This is a genomic window from Pseudomonas sp. NPDC088890 (assembly GCF_044900155.1).
GTDB classification, from domain to species: Bacteria; Pseudomonadota; Gammaproteobacteria; order Pseudomonadales; family Pseudomonadaceae; genus Aquipseudomonas; species Aquipseudomonas urmiensis.
On record NZ_JBJDNG010000006.1, the window covers coordinates 1 to 17,552 of the forward strand.

The window sequence follows — 17,552 nt, forward strand, 5'->3', positions numbered from 1 at the left end:
TGGTAGTGTGGGGTTTCCCCATGTGAGAGTAGGTCATCGTCAAGATTCATTTCGCAAAACCCCTATCTGCGCGAGCAGGTAGGGGTTTTGTCTTTCTGGCTGAAAAGAAATGTGGCTGTGTGGGTTTCAGTTCGCAGCCCATCCCCATGATATGGTTCCTCCCCAGGACCGACTGCCCTCCAGAGAGTGCCCAATGGCAAATACCCCCTTGCATCCCGGCTTTATGATCGTTCACGGCAACCGCCTGGATGACCTGCGTAGCCTGGTTGTGAGCTGGATGCGTCGTTACCCGCTCGCGCCGCTGGAGAACGAAGTCGCCTTGGTGCAGAGCAATGGCATCGCCCAATGGCTCAAGCTGGCCCTGGCCGAAGACCCACAGGACGACGACCAAGGTGGCTGTGGCATTGCCGCTGCCATCGATGTGCAATTGCCGGGTAGCTTCATGTGGCAGCTGTACCGCAAGGTTCTGGGTCGTGATGAAATCCCCGAAGTGTCCTTGCTCGACAAGGCGCCGCTGACCTGGCGGCTGATGCGCCTGCTCCCCGAGTTGATCGAGCGCCCGCATTTCGAACCGCTGCGACGTTTTCTGATCGACGACAGCGACCTGCGCAAGCGCTATCAGCTGGCCGAGCGGCTGGCCGATCTGTTCGACCAATACCAGGTCTACCGCGCCGACTGGCTCAAGGATTGGGCTGGCGGTGAGCATGTGCTTAACAGCGCTCGCGGCGAGCGCAAGCCGTTGGCTCCCGGTAATCGCTGGCAGGCCGAGCTGTGGCGCGCATTACTCGAAGATGTCGGCCTGGAAGGCATGGCCCAGAGCCGTGCAGGGGTGCACCAACGCTTTATCGAGCGCATGCACAGCCTGGCGCAAGCGCCCAGCGGTCTCCCCGGCAGAGCGATCGTATTCGGCATCTCTTCCTTGCCCGCGCAAGCCCTCGAAGCCCTTGCTGGCCTGGCCCGTTTCAGCCAGGTGCTGTTATGCGTGCATAACCCCTGTCGCCACCATTGGGCCGATATCGTTGCCGACAAAGATCTGCTTCGGCACCAGTACAAGCGTCAACAACGCAAGCAGGGCATGCCGCTGCAATTGGACGACGAGTCGCTGCACCAGCATGCCCATCCACTGCTGGCCGCCTGGGGTAAGCAGGGCCGAGACTACATCAACTTGCTCGATAGCTATGACGACCCCGCCAGCTACCAAGGGGTGTTCAGCGACGGTCGTATCGACCTGTTCAGCGACGGCCAGCCGACCAACCTGCTCAACCAGCTGCAGGATGACATCCTTGAGTTGCGGCCTTTGGCTGAGACTCGCGACGTGTGGCCGCCAGTCGATCCCAGCAAGGATCGCTCGGTACGCTTTCACGTCGCGCACAGTGCCCAGCGCGAAGTCGAAATCCTTCATGACCAACTGTTAGCCCGTTTCAGCGCCGACCCAACCCTGCGCCCGCGCGACGTTATCGTCATGCTGCCGGCGATCGATGACTATGCCCCCCACATCCGCGCGGTGTTTGGCCAGTTGGATCGCCATGATCCGCGCTATATCCCCTTCACCCTGACCGACCAGGGCCAGCGCGGTCGCGACCCACTGCTGATTGCCCTGGAGCACTTGCTCAAGTTGCCGGAAAGCCGCTTCGCGGTGAGTGAAGTCCTCGACCTGCTCGATGTTCCTGCGCTACGTGCTCGCTTCGCCATCCAGGAAAGCGATTTGCCAACCCTGCACCGCTGGATCGAGGGCGCCGGTATCCGCTGGGGCCTGAATGCCGAACAGCGCGCTACCCTTGGTTTGCCGCAAGGCCTGGAGCAGAACAGTTGGCGCTTCGGCCTGCGGCGCATGCTGCTTGGCTACGCCGTTGGGGTGGGCGAGGGCTGTGATGGCATCGAACCTTATGACGAAATTGGCGGCCTGGACGCAGCCTTGATCGGCCCGCTAGTAGCCTTGCTCGATGCCCTCGATGTGGCCTGCCAGGCCTTGTCGCAACCCGCCACCGCAGCGCAGTGGGGCGAGCGCCTGAACGCCTTGCTGCAGGTGTTCTTCCTGGCTGAAAACGAACACGACGAGTTTCTTCTGGTCCAGCTGCAAGACCTGCAAGACACTTGGCTGCAAACCTGCGATACCGTCGGCCTGCAAGACCCCTTGCCACTGACCGTGGTGCGCGAAGCCTGGTTGTCCGGCCTCGATCAAGGCAAGCTGTCGCAGCGCTTTCTTGCAGGTTCGGTGAACTTCTGCACCCTGATGCCCATGCGTGCGATCCCCTTCCGGGTGGTCTGTCTGCTGGGCATGAACGACGGCGATTATCCGCGCGCCCAACAACCGCTGGACTTCGACCTAATGGCCAGCGACTACCGCCCAGGTGACCGTTCGCGGCGCGAGGATGACCGCTACCTGCTGCTCGAAGCACTGCTCTCGGCCCGTGACCAGCTGTACGTCAGCTGGGTCGGCCGCAGCATCCGCGACAACAGTGAGCGTCCGGCATCGGTGCTGATTGGCCAGTTGCGTGATCACCTCGCAGCAGGATGGCGACTGGCCGGAGCCAAGCAAGGGCTGCGTGACGACCCTGGCCAGCAACTGCTGCACGCGCTGACCCAGGAGCACCCCTTGCAGCCCTTCAGCCAGCGCTATTTCCAGAAGGGCAGCCCGCTGTTCAGCTACGCCCATGAGTGGCAGGTACTGCACCAGGCCGACGACTCGCCGCTTCCGGCTGATCAACCATTGCCGCCGTATGTGAGTGACGAGCCACTGAACCTGGTGCAACTGCAGGACTTCTTGCGCCACCCGGTTCGGCATTTCTTCAGTCAACGCTTGAAGGTGTTCTTCGAGGCACTTGAAGCGCCGACTCCGGACGAAGAGCCTTTCGTCCTCGATGCGCTACAGCGATACGGCCTTAGCGAAACCCTGCTGGGCGCAGCGCTGGCCGATCCAGACAACGCCGAACGCGCCTTGCACACCCAGGCGCGTCGACTACAGGCATGTGGCCTGCTGCCACTGGCGGGGTTCGGCGAGATCCTCCAAGCCGAGCTGGTTCAGCCGCTGCCGGACCTGCTGCAACGCCATCGGCAACTGCTTCAGCGCTGGCCGACACTGGTCGAGGGCGCGCTGCCGATCCACTTCGAACGCGGTAGCGATCGCTTGCAGGGCTGGCTGGGCCGGGTTTATCAGGCCGAGGACCAGAGCTTGTTGAGCATCACCACCGTACCCAACACCATCAGTGCAGGGCGCAACAACCTCAAGCGACATCGTCTGATCCCCACCTGGGTGATGCACCTGGCTGCCTGCGCTGCCGGCTACCCGCTGCACAGCGCCCTGGTCGCCAGTGACCTGACCCTGCTGCTTGAGCCGCTACCACAGGCACAGGCGGCCGACCTGCTGGGTGATCTGCTGATCTCGCGCCAAGCCGCAATGAACGCGCCGCTGCCAGTGGCGGCCAAGACCGCATTCGCCTGGCTGGCCCAGGACGATGCCGACAAAGCCTTGGCTGCCGCTGCCCGCGCCTACGAAGGCGACGGCCAGAACAGCTTTGGCGAGCGCAGCGAAAGCCTGGCCCTGGCCCGGCAGTTTCGCGACTTTGCCGCGCTTACGGCTGATGAAACCTTCGAAGGCTGGTGTGAAGCCCTGTACCGCCCCCTGTTCGCCGCGCCCTGGCAGACCTGGGGCAACCCGGAGAGTGCCGCATGACCCAGGCCCGCCCTTTGGCCTTGAGCTTTCCGCTGCATGGCAGCCAGCTGATCGAAGCCAGCGCCGGTACCGGCAAGACCTTCACCATCTCGGCGCTGTACCTGCGCCTGATCCTCGGGCATGGCGACGAGCAGGGCTTTGGCCGCGAACTGTTGCCGCCGCAGATCCTCGTGGTGACCTTCACCGACGCCGCCACTAAAGAGTTGCGCGAGCGTATCCGCACCCGCCTGGCAGAAGCTGCGCGCTTCTTCCGTGGCGAGCTGGCCGACGCCGATCCACTGCTGCAGCTACTGCGTGACGACTATCCCGAAGCGCTTTGGCCGCGCTGTGCCAGCCGCCTGGAGGTGGCCGTGCAGTGGATGGACGAGGCCGCGGTGTCGACCATTCACGGCTGGTGCCAGCGCATGCTTCGAGAGCATGCCTTCGACAGTGGCAGCCTGTTTACCCAAAGCCTGGAAACCGACCACAGCGAATTGCTCGGCCAGGTCATGCGGGATTACTGGCGCCGCTACTGCTACAGCATGCGTGGCGAAGCCCTGACCTGGGTCCGCGCTCACTGGATCAGCCCCGATGCGCTGTTGCCGCGCATTCGCCCGCTGTTCGCCCGCGCCACAGCTGAGCAGGAAGAGGTCGAGCCGCAGGCGTTGATCGAGGCCACCCTGCAGCAGCGCAGCGAGCAGCTTGGCCAACTGAAGGCGCCGTGGGCAGAGTGGGCCGAGCAGTTGCAGCAGATCTGCCGCGATGCCGTGGCAGCCAAGCAGGTCGATGGCCGCAAAATGCAGGCGCGCTTCTTCGAGCCCTGGTTTGACAAGCTGCGCAGCTGGGCCACTGATGAGCAGGCGCTGGAACTGGACCTGGGCACTGGTTTCACGCGTCTCACCCCCGCGGGTATGGCCGAGGCCTGGAAGGTTGGCGAGCCGCCGCAGCACCCAGCGCTGCACGCCATGCAAAGCCTGCCTCAGCAGCTACAGGCGCTGCCTAGCCCCGATGTACGTTTGCTCGAGCACGCTGCCAACTGGGTATCTGCACGTTTCGAGGTGGAAAAGCGCCGCCGCGCTGAAATGGGCTTCGACGACATGCTTCTGCGTCTGCAGCACGCCCTTGGGCAAGAGGCTGGCGAGCGCCTGGCCGGATTGATCCGCGAGCAGTTCCCGGTAGCGATGATTGACGAATTCCAGGACACCGATCCGGTCCAGTACGGCATCTTCGAGCGCATCTACCGGATCAGCGAGAATCGCACGGAAACCGGCTTGTTCATGATCGGCGACCCCAAACAGGCCATCTACGCCTTCCGCGGTGCCGACATCTTCACCTACCTCGCTGCCCGGCGCGCCACGGCAGGGCGGCTGCACAGCCTGGATACCAACTTCCGCTCCAGCCAGGCCATGGTCGGCGCGGTCAACCGCGTGTTTCTCCAGGCGGAGGCACGTGAGCAAGGGCGTGGTGCGTTCCTGTTCCGCGAGGGGCAGAACAACCCCTTGCCTTTCATTGAAGTGAACGCCAAGGGACGCGGCGAGCTGTTGCTGATCGAGGGCCAACCGACCGCTGCCTTGCACTGCTGGCGACTGGAAAGCGAAGAGCCGGTGTCCAGCACCCTGTACCGGCAACAGTTGGCCGCCAGCTGCGCCAGCCAGATCGTCGCGCTGCTCAATGGCGGACAGCGCGGGGCAACCGGTTTCAGCAATGCTGACGGCCTGCTGCGGGCCTGCTTGCCTTCGGACATCGCCATTCTCGTGCGTGATGGCCGCGAGGCGCAGTTGATCCGCAGCGAGCTGGCTGCCCGCGATGTGCGCAGCGTGTACCTGTCGGACAAGGACTCGGTGTTCGCCGCCCAGGAGGCCCATGACCTGCTGGCCTGGCTCAAGGCTTGCGCCGAGCCGGACTCAGAGCGCTTGCTCAAGGCCGCGCTGGCGAGCCTGACCCTCGACCAGTCGCTGGCCGAGCTTGAACGCCTGAACCAGGACGAGCGGATCTGGGAAGACTGGGTCATGCGTTTTCGGCTGTACCGCGAGACCTGGCAACGCCAGGGCGTGCTGCCGATGCTGCGCCGCTTGCTGCACGACTTCAAACTGCCACGCACGCTGATCGCCCGCAGTGATGGCGAGCGGGTGCTGACCAACCTGCTGCACCTGGCCGAGCTGCTGCAACAAGCCGCTGGCGAGCTGGATGGCGAGCAGGCACTGATTCGTCATCTTGCGGAGAATCTGGCCGGTGCCGGTCAGGCTGGCGAAGAGCAAATCCTGCGTCTGGAAAGCGACGAACAGCTGGTCAAGGTGGTGACCATCCACAAGTCCAAGGGCCTTGAGTATCCGTTGGTCTTCCTACCGTTCATCTGCACCAGCAAGCCAGTCGATGGCCAGCGCCTGCCGCTGACCTGGCACGATGAACAGGGCAATGCCCACCTGACGCTGACCCCGAATGAGCAGCAGATCGCCCGCGCCGACGATGAGCGCCTGGCTGAAGACTTGCGCCTGCTTTACGTCGCCCTGACCCGCGCCCAGCATGCCTGCTGGCTCGGCGTCGCCGACCTCAAGCGTGGCAACCAGAAGCACTCGCAGCTGCATCGTTCGGCCCTGGGCTATCTGCTTGGCGGCGGTCAACCCCTGGCGGCCTCGCCGCAGCTAGCGGACTGGCTACAAGCCTTGCAAGCAGGCAGCACACATATCGCCTGCGCCAGCGTGCCTGCGCCGGATGAGGTGCGCTATCTGCTCCCTAACGATGCCCGCGAATTGATGACCGCACGCAAGCCCCGTCGCTCTGCCGCAGAGAATTGGTGGATTGCCTCCTACAGCGCCCTGCGCGTCGGCGACCAGACCCTGGGCGCCGACAGCTCGCAAGCCCAACAGTTGATGGATGATGAGCGAGTCGATGCCCAGCAACTGCGTGAAATCCCTGCCGAGAGCGGCGACATTCATCGCTTCCCGCGTGGCCCAGGCCCAGGTACCTTCCTCCATGGGCTGTTGGAGTGGGCTGGGCGTGAAGGCTTTGCCGAAATCAGCGCCAACCCCGAATTGATCGAGCGCACCGTTGGCCAGCGCTGCAATCGGCGTGACTGGACCGGCTGGATCCCCGCCTTGAGCCAATGGCTTGGGCACATGCTCAACGAGCCACTGCCTTTACAAGCACCAGGTGCGCAGCTGACCCTCGCGCAGTTGCGCCAGTACCAGATCGAAATGGAGTTCTGGTTCGCCAGCCATCAGGTCGATGTGCTGCGCCTCGACCAGCTGGTGACCCATCACACCCACGCTGGCACCGCCCGGCCAGCGGCGCAGGCCTCCCAGCTCAATGGCATGTTCAAGGGCTTCATCGACCTGGCGTTCGAGCTGGACGGCCGCTATTACGTGACCGACTACAAGTCCAACTGGCTCGGCCCGGATACCCAGTCTTACAACGCGCTGGCGATGGAGCAGGCGATCCTCGAACACCGCTACGACCTGCAGTACGTGCTCTATTTGCTCGCCCTGCACCGGCAATTGCGCGCGCGCTTGCCCGATTACGATTACGACCGCGATGTTGGCGGTGCCTTGTTCATCTTCCTGCGCGGCGCCAACCGCGCAGGTCATGGCCTGTATTTCGCCAAGCCGCCGCGTGAGCTGATCGAGTCCCTCGACGCACTGTTCCGCGGCGCCCTTGCGCCTGAACAGCAGGACCTGTTTGCCGGAGCCGCGCCATGAGCCGACGTCTCGACGACCTATTGCCAACGCCGCTGCAAGCTGAGCAGTTGGCGGCCCTGGCGCCGCTGAGGGACAGCAAGGATCTGCTGATCTTGCTCGACCGTTGGGTTGAGCGCGGTTGGTTGCGTGCACTGGACCGGGCCTTCGTGGGCTTTCTCGAAGAGCGGGCACCTGGCAGCGATCCGCTGCTGTTGCTGGCGGCGGCCTTGGCCAGCCATCAACTGGGGCATGGGCATGTCTGCCTGGATCTGGCGCAAACCCTGGCCGAACCGGATTTCGCCTTGTCCCTGCCGCCAGAAGGTGACGCCCTGACGGGGCCACTGCTACTGCCCTCGCAACTGCTGGCCAACCTTGATCAAGACACCTGGCGCCAACGCATCGCGGCCAGTTCACTGGTCGCTGCGGGTAACACGCCCGAGCAGCGCTCGCGGCCTTTGGTGCTAAGCGACCTGCGCTTGTATCTGCGGCGCTACTGGAGCTATGAGCGCCAGATCGACGATGCGCTACGCCAGCGGTTGGCGGCGGATGAGTCGATTCCGGCGGATCTGCCTGCGCGTCTTGCCCAACTGTTCGAAGGTGGCACGCCGGCCGGCCAGGTGGATTGGCAGAAACTGGCCTGCGCCTTGGCGACCCGCGCCGCGTTCAGCATCATCACCGGCGGCCCAGGCACCGGCAAGACCACCACCGTGGTACGCCTGCTGGCGCTGCTGCAAGCCCCAGCGGTGGAGCAGGGCCGGCCCCTGCGGATTCGCCTGGCCGCGCCCACTGGCAAGGCTGCGGCGCGTCTGACCGAATCGATTGGCCAGCAGGTCGAGCGCTTGCAGGTGAGCGCTGAGATTCGTGCGCAGATCCCCACCGACGTCAGTACCGTTCACCGCCTGCTGGGGAGTCGCCCCGGCTCGCGGCACTTCCGCCACCATGCGGCCAACCCGTTGCCGCTGGATGTGCTGGTGATCGATGAAGCGTCGATGATCGACCTGGAAATGATGGCGGTGCTGCTCGACGCTCTGCCGCCCAAGGCACGGCTGGTGCTGCTAGGGGACAAGGACCAATTAGCCTCGGTGGAAGCCGGGGCGGTACTCGGTGATTTATGCCGGGATGCCGAGGACGGCTGTTACTCATCGGCGACCCAGGCTTGGTTGGAGCAGGTCGGTGGCCAGGCGCTGGGCGCTAGCGGCCTCAAGACCGGCGATGCTCAGCGCAACCCGCTGGCCCAGCAGGTGGTGATGCTGCGTCACTCGCGGCGTTTTGGCGAAGGCAGCGGTATCGGCCAGCTGGCACGCCTGGTCAATCGCCAGCAGGCACAAGAGGCGCGCGAGTTGCTGACGCACACACTTGCCGATGTCCATGGCCTTTCATTGCAGGGCGAGCATGACCGCCGGTTTGACCGGCTACTGCTCGACGGTCTGGGCAACGACGGGCCACAAGGCTATCGCCATTACCTGCGCACCATCGGCCGCCAGCGACCGCAACCCGGCACGCCGCTCACAGATCCTCGTTGGGAGGTGTGGGCGAGCCAGGTCCTGCAAAGTTTTGAAGACTTCCAGCTGCTTTGCGCAGTGCGCAAGGGGCCGTGGGGTGTGCAAGGGTTGAACGAGCGCGTGAGCCGAGTGCTGCACAACGCCGGGCTGATCGACAGCCAACAGCCCTGGTACGAAGGCCGTCCGGTCTTGGTAACCCGCAACGACTATGGCTTGGGGCTGATGAACGGCGATATCGGCATCGCCCTGCGCTTGCCTGACGAGCAGGGCGTATCGCTGCTACGTGTTGCCTTCCCGCGCAACGACGGCAGTGGCGGTGTGCGTTTCGTCCTGCCCAGCCGGCTCAATGAAGTGGAAACGGTGTTTGCCATGACGGTGCACAAGTCCCAAGGCTCGGAGTTCAGCCACACCGCGTTGGTACTGCCCGATGCGCTCAATCCGGTGCTGACCAAAGAGCTTGTGTATACCGGCATTACCCGGGCCAAACACTGTTTCAGCCTGATCGAGCCACGCGCAGGTATCTTCGAAGAAGCGGTCAAGCGCAAGGTGCGGCGGATTTCCGGGCTGATGCTGGAGCAGGTCTGAGGCGCTGGGGTTGGGACGGACGTACACGCTGCCTGGCGGCGATATGCTATCTTTGCGGCATTATCTGACCTGATTTTGAGAGTTTTCCCACATGATGGTGGCTGTCTCGCCCTGGGGTCGAGTAATTGGCTGTGCCTTATCGCTGCTGTGGGCGGCCTTGATGCTTTTCGCCAGCCCCAGCCAGGCAGACACTGGCGCGACCACCGCCCAAGTGCAACAACGGGCCAAGGCTGTTACCCAGGTGGTGCTGGGCATTTTCAGCTATGCCCGTTGGCCGACAGAGCCTGTGCCGTTGCGGCTGTGCCTGGTCGGGCCTACCGAATACGCCGACGACCTGATCAAGGGCAACGTGCAGAACTCTGGCCAGCCCCTGCAAGTCCGCCGCCTGTTGGCCAACGACCGGCGCATCGCCGGGGCTTGCGATGCGGTGTATATCGGCAAGCTCGATCAGGGCGAGCGCGATCATCTGTTTCAGGCCCTCAGCGGCCAACCGGTACTGAGCATCAGCGAGGCCGATGACCCGTGCACGGTCGGCAGCTTGTTCTGCCTGCGAGTGGGCGACCGGCAGGTGACCTTCGAGGTGAACCTGGACTCGGTAGCGCGTAGTGGCGTACGCATTCACCCCAGCGTGTTGCAGCTGTCCCGTCGGCGAGCGGCGCAGCCATGATTGCCTCAGCCAAACGGGTTATCCGCCCGACTCTGCGCGCCGTGCTCGGTCGTGGACATCTCAGCGCCGCGCTGTTGGCGGTAGGACTGGCGGGTGTTTCGGTAACTTTGCTAGGCGTTTTGGCACTGCGCGTCTATGCCGACCACAACCTGCACCTGATCGCCCGCTCGATCAACTACACCGTGGAAGCCGCAGTGGTGTTCGACGACCGCGCCGCAGCCAACGAGGCGCTAGTGACGATCGCCGGCACCGAAGAGGTCGCCGATGCCAAGGTGTTCAACAACGATGGTGAGGAGTTGGCTCACTGGCAGCGTGAGGATGACGGCGTGCTCGCGCCGCTTGAAGCCATGGTTGCCAGCACCTTGCTCGAGCAGCCGATCAATCTGCCGATCATGCATCAGCAGCAAAAGGTCGGGCATATCGAGCTGATCGGCCAGGGCCGCAGCCTGCTGCGTTTCCTGCTCAGTGGTCTGGCTGGGGTGGTGCTGTGCACCATGCTCAGCGCGCTGGTTGCCAGCTACCTGTCGCGGCGCTTGCTCGGCGACATCATCCGCCCGTTGCGCAGCCTGGCTAGCGTGGCCCATGCCGCACGTCGCGAGCGCAGCTTCGACCGGCGCGTCCCCGAGGCGCAGATTGCTGAGCTGAACGAGCTGGGCAACGACTTCAACGCCTTGCTCGACGAGCTGGAAACTTGGCAGAGCCATTTGCAGAGCGAGAACGAGACCTTGGCCCATCTGGCCAGCCACGACAGCTTGACCGGCCTGCCCAACCGCGCCTTCTTCGAAGGCCGGGTCAGCCGTAGCCTGCGCAACGCGGCCCGGGAGCAGGAGCATCTGGCGCTGCTGTTCCTCGACAGTGATCACTTCAAGCAGATCAACGACAGCCTCGGCCACGCGGTGGGCGATGAAGTGCTGATCAGTGTGGCCAACCGGATCCGCGCGCAGCTGCGCGAGCACGATCTGGTCGCGCGGCTCGGTGGCGATGAGTTCGCGGTGCTGCTGACCCCGCTGCACTCGCGCGAAGATGCCGAGCGCATCGCGGAAAAAATAGTCACCAGCATGAAGCTGCCAATTCAACTCGACGATGGCGACAGCCTCACCACCTCGCTCAGCGTAGGCATCGCCTACTACCCGGACGATGGCCAAGACCCGGCCAGTCTGCTCAACGCCGCCGACGCGGCGATGTACCAGGCCAAGCGCAAGCGCCGTGGCCATTGGCAAGTGGCGCATACGGAACGTGGCGCTGCTGACGTGAAAAAAAGGAGCTAGCCGTGATTCACCCGTTTTCCCAACTGCGTTTTCCTTTGCTGACCATGCTGCTGGCGCTCTTGACCCTGGTTGGTTGCCAGAGCGTGCCCCAGGGCCTGACGGCCGAGCAGGTGGCCGTGCTCAAGCGCGAGGGGTTCGCCCCGACCGAGGAGGGCTGGGCGTTCGATCTGTCTGGCAAAGTGCTGTTCGGCAGTGACCTGGACAGCCTCAATAGGCAGAGTCAGGACATCGTCGAACGCATTGGCAAGGCCTTGTTGAGCGTCGATATCCAGCGCGTGCGCGTTGACGGTCACACCGATGCATCGGGTAAGGCCGCCTACAACCAGCAATTGTCCGAGCGCCGTGCGCAGAGCGTGGCCAAGACTTTGGTGGGCATCGGCATGCAGCCACAGAACATCCAGACCCGGGGTCTGGGTAGTAGCCAGCCGGTGGCGGACAACAGCACCAGCAGTGGGCGGACTGAGAACCGGCGGGTGTCGATCGTGGTGGCGTCTGATTGAGTCACGTTGCCGCTTAAAATCAGTGGGGCTGCGAAGCAGCCCCAGAATCTTAAGTGCAAAGCAGTGGAATATTCACTCGCGAGCAAAACGCATCTCACGCGTTTCGCCCATCAACAACGGCGCATTCGCCTCGGTCACGTTGCGGATGTAATCCCACAGTAAGGTGATGCGCTTGAGCTTGCGCAGATCCTCCCGGCAATACATCCAAAACTGCCGGGTAATGTCCACTTCCCCAGGCAAAACGGTAATCAAACGCGGATCCTGCGCCGCCAGGAAGCACGGCAGAATCGCCAGCCCACGCCCTTGCAGCGCTGCCGTGTACTGGGCGATGACACTGGTGCTGCGCAAATGCGCATGGGCGTTGGGGATCAAGTTGGCCAGGTACAACAGCTCCGAGCTGAAGGCCAGATCGTCGACGTAGCTGATGAACGGATGAGCGGCCAGGTCGCTGACTTGGCGGATCGGCTCGTGGCTGTCGAGGTAGTCCTGCGTTGCATAGAGCCGCAAGCGGTAGTCACACAACTTGCAGCACACGTATGGCCCATGCTCGGGCCGCTCCAGGGCGATGACGATGTCCGCCTCGCGCTTGGACAGGCTGATGAAGTGCGGCAACGGCAGGATATCCACCGAGATCGCCGGCCACGCATCGACGAAGTGGCTCAGCTGCGGGGTAACGAAAAAGCTGCCGAAGCCCTCGGTGCAGCCCATGCGCACATGCCCGGACAACGCCACGCCCGACCCTGATACCTGCTCGCACGCCATGTGCAGCGTGCTTTCGATCGACTCGGCATAGCCCAGCAAGCGCTGGCCCTCGGCCGTCAGGACGAAGCCGTTGGTCCGCGACTTTTCGAACAGCAAGGTGCCCAACGCGCCCTCCAGCGAGCTGATCCGGCGCGACACCGTGGTGTAGTCGACGCTCAAGCGTTTGGCCGCGCTGCTGGCCTTGCGGGTGCGCGCCACTTCAAGAAAGAACTTCAGGTCGTCCCAGTTCAGCGACCCGAGGGAGGTGAGGTCTTTTTGCATGATGATCCGGTTTTTTTGTGCGTTCTTGTTGGATGTTTGCACATCTATACTCGAAATCAGCGCCTAGACGCCACCTCGCGTTGGCGATCTCGTCCCACAATAATTCCAAGGAGAGCGCAGATGAACGCACCTCAAACCCCCACCCAGGCCACAGTCGAGCAGGTCAAGCTGCTGATCGACGGGCAATGGGTCGAATCTAAAACCAGCGAGTGGCGCGATATCGTCAACCCGGCCACCCAGCAAGTGCTGGCGCGTGTGCCGTTCGCCACCGTGGAGGAAGTCGACGCCGCCGTAGCCGCTGCCCAGCGCGCTTTCGTCAGCTGGCGCGACACCCCGATCGGCGCACGCATGCGCATCATGCTCAAGCTGCAAGCGCTGATCCGCGAACACACCAAGCGCATTGCCCAAACCCTCAGCGCCGAGCAGGGCAAGACCCTGGCTGACGCTGAGGGCGATATCTTCCGTGGTCTGGAAGTGGTCGAGCACGCCGCGTCCATCGGCACCCTGCAAATGGGCGAGTTCGCCGAGAACGTCGCAGGTGGCGTCGATACCTACACCCTGCGCCAGCCGATCGGTGTATGCGCCGGTATTACGCCATTCAACTTCCCGGCGATGATTCCGCTGTGGATGTTCCCGATGGCTATCGTGTGTGGCAACACCTTCGTCCTCAAGCCCTCCGAGCAGGACCCGCTGTCGACCATGCTGCTGGTCGAGCTGGCGCTGGAGGCTGGCGTTCCTGCTGGTGTGCTGAACGTGGTGCATGGCGGCAAGCAGGTGGTCGATGCGATCTGCACGCACAAGGACATCAAGGCGATCTCGTTCGTCGGCTCCACCGAAGTCGGCACCCACGTGTACAACCTGGGCAGCCAGCACGGCAAGCGCGTGCAATCGATGATGGGCGCCAAGAACCACGCCGTGGTACTGCCTGACGCCAACCGCACGCAAACTGTCAACGCCCTGGTGGGAGCTGCCTTTGGCGCCGCTGGCCAGCGCTGCATGGCGACCTCGGTGGCCGTGCTGGTCGGCAAGGCCCGTGAATGGCTGCCAGACATCAAGGCTGCGGCGAGCCAGCTCAAGGTCAACGCCGGGTGCGAGCCGGGCACCGATGTCGGCCCGGTGGTTTCCAAGCGCGCCAAGGAACGTGTGCTGGGCCTGATCGAGAGCGGTATCAAGGAAGGCGCCAAGCTTGAGCTGGACGGCCGTGGCGTGACGGTGCCGGGCTATGAACAAGGCAACTTCGTCGGCCCAACCCTGTTCTCCGGGGTGACTACCGACATGCAGGTCTACACCCAGGAAATCTTTGGCCCGGTGCTGGTGACCCTGGAGGTCGATACCCTCGATGAGGCTATCGCCCTGGTCAACGCCAACCCGTTCGGCAATGGCACTGGCCTGTTCACCCAGAGCGGCGCTGCGGCGCGCAAATTCCAGAGCGAGATCGACATCGGCCAGGTCGGTATCAACATCCCGATTCCGGTGCCCGTGCCGTACTTCAGCTTCACCGGATCGCGTGGCTCCAAGCTCGGCGACCTCGGTCCGTACGGCAAGCAGGTGGTGCAGTTCTACACGCAGACCAAGACGGTCACCGCACGCTGGTTCGACGACGACAGCGTCAACGACGGCGTGAACACCACCATCAGCCTGCGCTAAGGAGGCCCCCATGCGCATTGCATTCATCGGTCTGGGCAACATGGGCGCGCCTATGGCGCGCAACCTGATCAAGGCCGGCCATCAGCTGAACCTGTTCGATTTGAACAAGACCGTGCTGGCTGAGCTTGCCGAACTGGGCGGGCAGATCAGCGCCTCGCCCAAGGACGCTGCCGCCGCCAGCGAGCTGGTCATCACCATGCTCCCGGCTGCCGCCCATGTGCGCAGCGTGTATTTGAACGAAGACGGGGTATTGGCCGGGGTAAAACCGGGCACGCCGACAGTCGATTGCAGCACCATCGATCCGCAGACTGCGCGTGATGTGTCCAAGGCGGCCGCCGCCAAGGGCGTGGACATGGGCGATGCGCCGGTATCGGGCGGCACCGGTGGCGCAGCAGCAGGCACCCTGACCTTCATGGTCGGCGCCAGTGCCGAGCTGTTCGCCACGCTGGAGCCGGTGCTCAAGCAGATGGGGCGCAATATCGTCCATTGCGGCGAGGTGGGTACCGGGCAGATCGCCAAGATCTGCAACAACCTGCTGCTGGGCATCTCGATGATCGGCGTGTCCGAGGCCATGGCCTTGGGCAACGCGCTGGGGATCGATACCAAGGTGCTGGCCGGCATTATCAACAGCTCGACTGGGCGTTGCTGGAGTTCGGATACCTATAACCCGTGGCCGGGAGTGATCGACAGTGCCCCGGCGGCCCGTGGCTATACCGGCGGCTTTGGCGCTGAGTTGATGCTCAAGGACTTGGGGCTGGCCACCGAGGCGGCGCGTCAGGCGCACCAGCCAGTAATTCTCGGTGCGGTGGCACAGCAGCTGTACCAGGCCATGAGCCTGCGCGGTGAAGGCGGCAAAGACTTCTCGGCCATCGTCGAGGGTTATCGCAAGAAAGACTGAGCAACGAGGTGGGCTTCATCTTGATCGCGGCTCGAACGGCTCTCCCCCTGTAACTGCGCACCTGGGGGAAGGGCGTTTGAGCTGCGATTTTTTTCGCTTGGTTGAGCAGCTTGGGAGCGCTAATCAGGCGAAGACGAAGTATTTGCGTACCGTCTCGACCACTTCCCAGGTGCCCTTCATCCCGGGTTCGATGACAAATACATCACCCGCTTTCAGGTGCTTTGGCTCTTCACCTTCGGGGGTGATGATGCAGTAGCCGTCGAGGAAGTGGCAGAACTCCCATTTGTCGTAATTGACCTCGAACTTGCCCGGGGTGCAGATCCAGGTGCCCATGATCTTGCTGCCGTCAGCCGACAGGTAGGCGTTGAGGTTGACGGTGTGCGGATCGCCGCCAATGCGCTTCCACTTGGTGGCGTCGACCACCGGAGTCGGGCAGGTTTCGCGCAGGACGGTGATGAAATCGGACATGGCAGGTTTCCTGTTGGTGGGTTCGAAGACTCATCACCATAGGGCTATCGACCTCGGCCCAGTTGCCTGGGCTCGACGTCCACCTGCCTGGTCGCGCTATGCCTGGCTGATCAGGCCCACCAGTAGCGCACGAAGTGAAAGAACACCGGCGCTGCGAAGCACACCGAATCCATCCGGTCGAGCATGCCGCCATGGCCTTCGATCATGTGGCCCCAGTCTTTCACCCCGCGATCACGCTTGATCGCCGACATCACCAGGCCGCCGAAGAAGCCCATGGCATTGACCGTCAGTGCCATCAGCGCCGCCTGCCAGAAGCTGAACGGGGTGATCCAGCACAGCGCTGCGCCGACCAGGGTGGCCAGGGCCACGCCGCCGAGCAGGCCTTCAAGGGTCTTGGACGGCGACAGGTTGGGCGCCACCTTGCGCTTGCCGAACAATTTGCCGCACACGTACTGCAGCACGTCGCTGATCTGCACCACCAGGATCAGCCAGGCGATCAGCAGCAGGTTGCGGCCTTCGAAACCAGGGATGTCCAGGGTCAACAGCGCAGGCACCGAGGACAGGCAGTAGACCGCGATCATCAGGCCCCACTGGACCTTCGAGGCGCGCTCGAGAAAGCGCGTGGTATCGCCGCCGAAGCTGGCCAGGATCGGCAGGAACAGGAACAGATAGACCGGAATGAAAATGCTGAACAGCCCATACCAGTCCATCGCGATCAGCAGGTACTGCACCGGCAGTGCCACGTAGAACGCCGCCACCAAGGCCGGGTAGTCGCCGCGTCGGGTTGGGGTCAGGGTCATGAACTCGCGCAGGGCATAGAACGACACGCAGTAGAACAGCACGATGACGCCGTACTTGCCGAACAGGAAGGCGATGCCGATCACCAGCACCATCACCCACCAGGCGTTGATCCGCGCGTTGAGGTTGTCGATGACTGCGTGCGGCGCCGGGCCTGCGCGCCACTTGAGCAGGCGGCCGATGACGCTGGCGAGCAGCAGCAGCGCGCCGATACCGGCGAACAGGGCATAGGTGTTGTGGTCCATCTCAGGCTTCCTTGGGGGCCAGGTTCAGCAGAGCCTGGCGGGCCCGCTCGAGAAATGCGTGCTTGCCTTCAGCGGCGTCCAGGTGCAATGGCTCGCCAAAGCTCAGGGTGCACAACAGTGGCAGCGGCAGGGCGCGGCCCTTGGGCATGACCCGGTTGAGATTGGCGATCCACACTGGCACCAGTTCGATGCTGGGATTGCCGGCGGCGAGGTGGAACAGGCCGCTTTTGAACGGCAGCAGCGGCTCATCACTGAGGTTGCGCGTGCCCTCGGGGAAGAAGATCAGCGAATCACCGGCGGCCAGGGCGTCCAGCACCGGCTGCAAGGGATTGTCGTGCGGCTCGCTCTGCTGGCGATCGATCAGCACGCCATTGAACACCTTGCGAATGACGAAATCGCGCAGCCCAGGCTTGGCCCAGTAGTCGGCGCCAGCCACTGGCCGGGTTCGCTGGCGCAAAGGGGCGGGCAGCGAAGCCCACAGCAGGACGAAGTCGCCATGGCTGCTGTGGTTGGCAAAGTACAGGCGTTGCACCGGTTGTGGTGTGCAACCCAGCCACAGGGCACGGGCGCCGGTGATCAGGCGGGCGGCGGAGGTGATGGCAAAGGCAGTCAGGGCGGCGAGCAT

Annotated in this window: 12 protein-coding genes; 8 read left to right on the forward strand and 4 right to left on the reverse strand. The window is 63.5% G+C overall.

All coding sequences use genetic code 11. The annotated features are described in order from the left end of the window. Nucleotides 1–193 precede the first annotated feature (193 nt). The 6 genes from recC to ACI2JX_RS14165 all read left to right on the forward strand — a co-directional run bounded on the left by recC (nt 194) and on the right by ACI2JX_RS14165 (nt 11,848). The gene (gene recC, locus ACI2JX_RS14140) at nt 194–3,673 is read left to right on the forward strand and encodes an exodeoxyribonuclease V subunit gamma (protein WP_404690316.1); all 3,480 of its coding nucleotides are present in this window, start codon (nt 194–196) and stop codon (nt 3,671–3,673) included. Continuing rightward, the gene (recB, locus tag ACI2JX_RS14145; RefSeq protein WP_404690317.1) at nt 3,670–7,347 is read left to right on the forward strand and encodes an exodeoxyribonuclease V subunit beta; all 3,678 of its coding nucleotides are present in this window, start codon (nt 3,670–3,672) and stop codon (nt 7,345–7,347) included. Before recC ends, recB begins: the two co-directional genes overlap by 4 nt. Beyond that, nucleotides 7,344–9,413 carry an exodeoxyribonuclease V subunit alpha gene (recD, locus tag ACI2JX_RS14150; RefSeq protein ID WP_404690318.1) on the forward strand — a complete coding sequence of 690 codons (2,070 nt, stop codon included), beginning with the start codon at nt 7,344–7,346 and terminating at the stop codon, nt 9,411–9,413. The genes recB and recD overlap by 4 nt, the downstream gene beginning before the upstream one ends. A 91-nt stretch (nt 9,414–9,504) precedes the next feature. Further along, complete coding sequence (locus ACI2JX_RS14155) at nt 9,505–10,080, forward strand: YfiR family protein (RefSeq protein ID WP_404690319.1); 576 nt, start codon at nt 9,505–9,507, stop codon at nt 10,078–10,080. Beyond that, complete coding sequence (locus ACI2JX_RS14160; RefSeq protein WP_264234659.1) at nt 10,077–11,348, forward strand: diguanylate cyclase domain-containing protein; 1,272 nt, start codon at nt 10,077–10,079, stop codon at nt 11,346–11,348. Before ACI2JX_RS14155 ends, ACI2JX_RS14160 begins: the two co-directional genes overlap by 4 nt. 44 nt (nt 11,349–11,392) lie before the next feature. Next, nucleotides 11,393–11,848: an OmpA family protein gene (locus ACI2JX_RS14165; RefSeq protein WP_264234894.1), complete on the forward strand. Its 456-nt coding sequence runs from the start codon at nt 11,393–11,395 to the stop codon at nt 11,846–11,848. Nucleotides 11,849–11,920: 72 nt separating this feature from the next. Here the strand turns inward: ACI2JX_RS14165 and ACI2JX_RS14170 are convergent, their stop codons facing one another. Beyond that, nucleotides 11,921–12,871 carry a LysR family transcriptional regulator gene (locus ACI2JX_RS14170; protein ID WP_368973628.1) on the reverse strand — a complete coding sequence of 317 codons (951 nt, stop codon included), beginning with the start codon at nt 12,869–12,871 and terminating at the stop codon, nt 11,921–11,923. Between the two features lie 120 nt (nt 12,872–12,991). On the opposite strand from ACI2JX_RS14170, the gene ACI2JX_RS14175 reads away from it, so the two are divergent. Together ACI2JX_RS14175 and mmsB are read left to right on the forward strand one after the other, a co-directional pair. Continuing rightward, a complete protein-coding gene (locus ACI2JX_RS14175) occupies nt 12,992–14,518 on the forward strand; it encodes a CoA-acylating methylmalonate-semialdehyde dehydrogenase (protein WP_404690320.1) in 1,527 nt (508 codons plus the stop codon). Between the two features lie 10 nt (nt 14,519–14,528). Next, entirely contained in the window at nt 14,529–15,416 is an 888-nt protein-coding gene (mmsB, locus tag ACI2JX_RS14180) for a 3-hydroxyisobutyrate dehydrogenase (protein WP_186554285.1), read from the forward strand. Between the two features lie 123 nt (nt 15,417–15,539). On the opposite strand, the gene ACI2JX_RS14185 is transcribed toward mmsB, so the two are convergent. The 3 genes from ACI2JX_RS14185 to ACI2JX_RS14195 form a co-directional block, all read right to left on the reverse strand. Then, a complete protein-coding gene (locus ACI2JX_RS14185; RefSeq protein ID WP_003251579.1) occupies nt 15,540–15,884 on the reverse strand; it encodes a cupin domain-containing protein in 345 nt (114 codons plus the stop codon). A gap of 110 nt (nt 15,885–15,994) precedes the next feature. Continuing rightward, nucleotides 15,995–16,927: a phosphatidate cytidylyltransferase gene (locus tag ACI2JX_RS14190; RefSeq protein WP_186554284.1), complete on the reverse strand. Its 933-nt coding sequence runs from the start codon at nt 16,925–16,927 to the stop codon at nt 15,995–15,997. A gap of 1 nt (nt 16,928) precedes the next feature. Continuing rightward, entirely contained in the window at nt 16,929–17,552 is a 624-nt protein-coding gene (locus ACI2JX_RS14195) for a lysophospholipid acyltransferase family protein (protein WP_264234662.1), read from the reverse strand.

Excerpts from the sequence above, each read along its gene's own strand:
- recC (WP_404690316.1), top strand. The coding sequence starts at position 194 with ATGGCAAATACCCCCTTGCATCCCGGCTTTATGATCGTTCACGGCAAC.
- ACI2JX_RS14170 (WP_368973628.1), bottom strand. The coding sequence starts at position 12,871 with ATGCAAAAAGACCTCACCTCCCTCGGGTCGCTGAACTGGGACGACCTG.
- ACI2JX_RS14160 (WP_264234659.1), top strand. The coding sequence starts at position 10,077 with ATGATTGCCTCAGCCAAACGGGTTATCCGCCCGACTCTGCGCGCCGTG.
- recD (WP_404690318.1), top strand. The coding sequence starts at position 7,344 with ATGAGCCGACGTCTCGACGACCTATTGCCAACGCCGCTGCAAGCTGAG.
- ACI2JX_RS14185 (WP_003251579.1), bottom strand. The coding sequence starts at position 15,884 with ATGTCCGATTTCATCACCGTCCTGCGCGAAACCTGCCCGACTCCGGTG.
- ACI2JX_RS14190 (WP_186554284.1), bottom strand. The coding sequence starts at position 16,927 with ATGGACCACAACACCTATGCCCTGTTCGCCGGTATCGGCGCGCTGCTG.
- ACI2JX_RS14195 (WP_264234662.1), bottom strand. The coding sequence starts at position 17,552 with ATGCTCGCCGCCCTGACTGCCTTTGCCATCACCTCCGCCGCCCGCCTG.
- ACI2JX_RS14165 (WP_264234894.1), top strand. The coding sequence starts at position 11,393 with ATGCTGCTGGCGCTCTTGACCCTGGTTGGTTGCCAGAGCGTGCCCCAG.
- ACI2JX_RS14155 (WP_404690319.1), top strand. The coding sequence starts at position 9,505 with ATGATGGTGGCTGTCTCGCCCTGGGGTCGAGTAATTGGCTGTGCCTTA.
- recB (WP_404690317.1), top strand. The coding sequence starts at position 3,670 with ATGACCCAGGCCCGCCCTTTGGCCTTGAGCTTTCCGCTGCATGGCAGC.
- mmsB (WP_186554285.1), top strand. The coding sequence starts at position 14,529 with ATGCGCATTGCATTCATCGGTCTGGGCAACATGGGCGCGCCTATGGCG.
- ACI2JX_RS14175 (WP_404690320.1), top strand. The coding sequence starts at position 12,992 with ATGAACGCACCTCAAACCCCCACCCAGGCCACAGTCGAGCAGGTCAAG.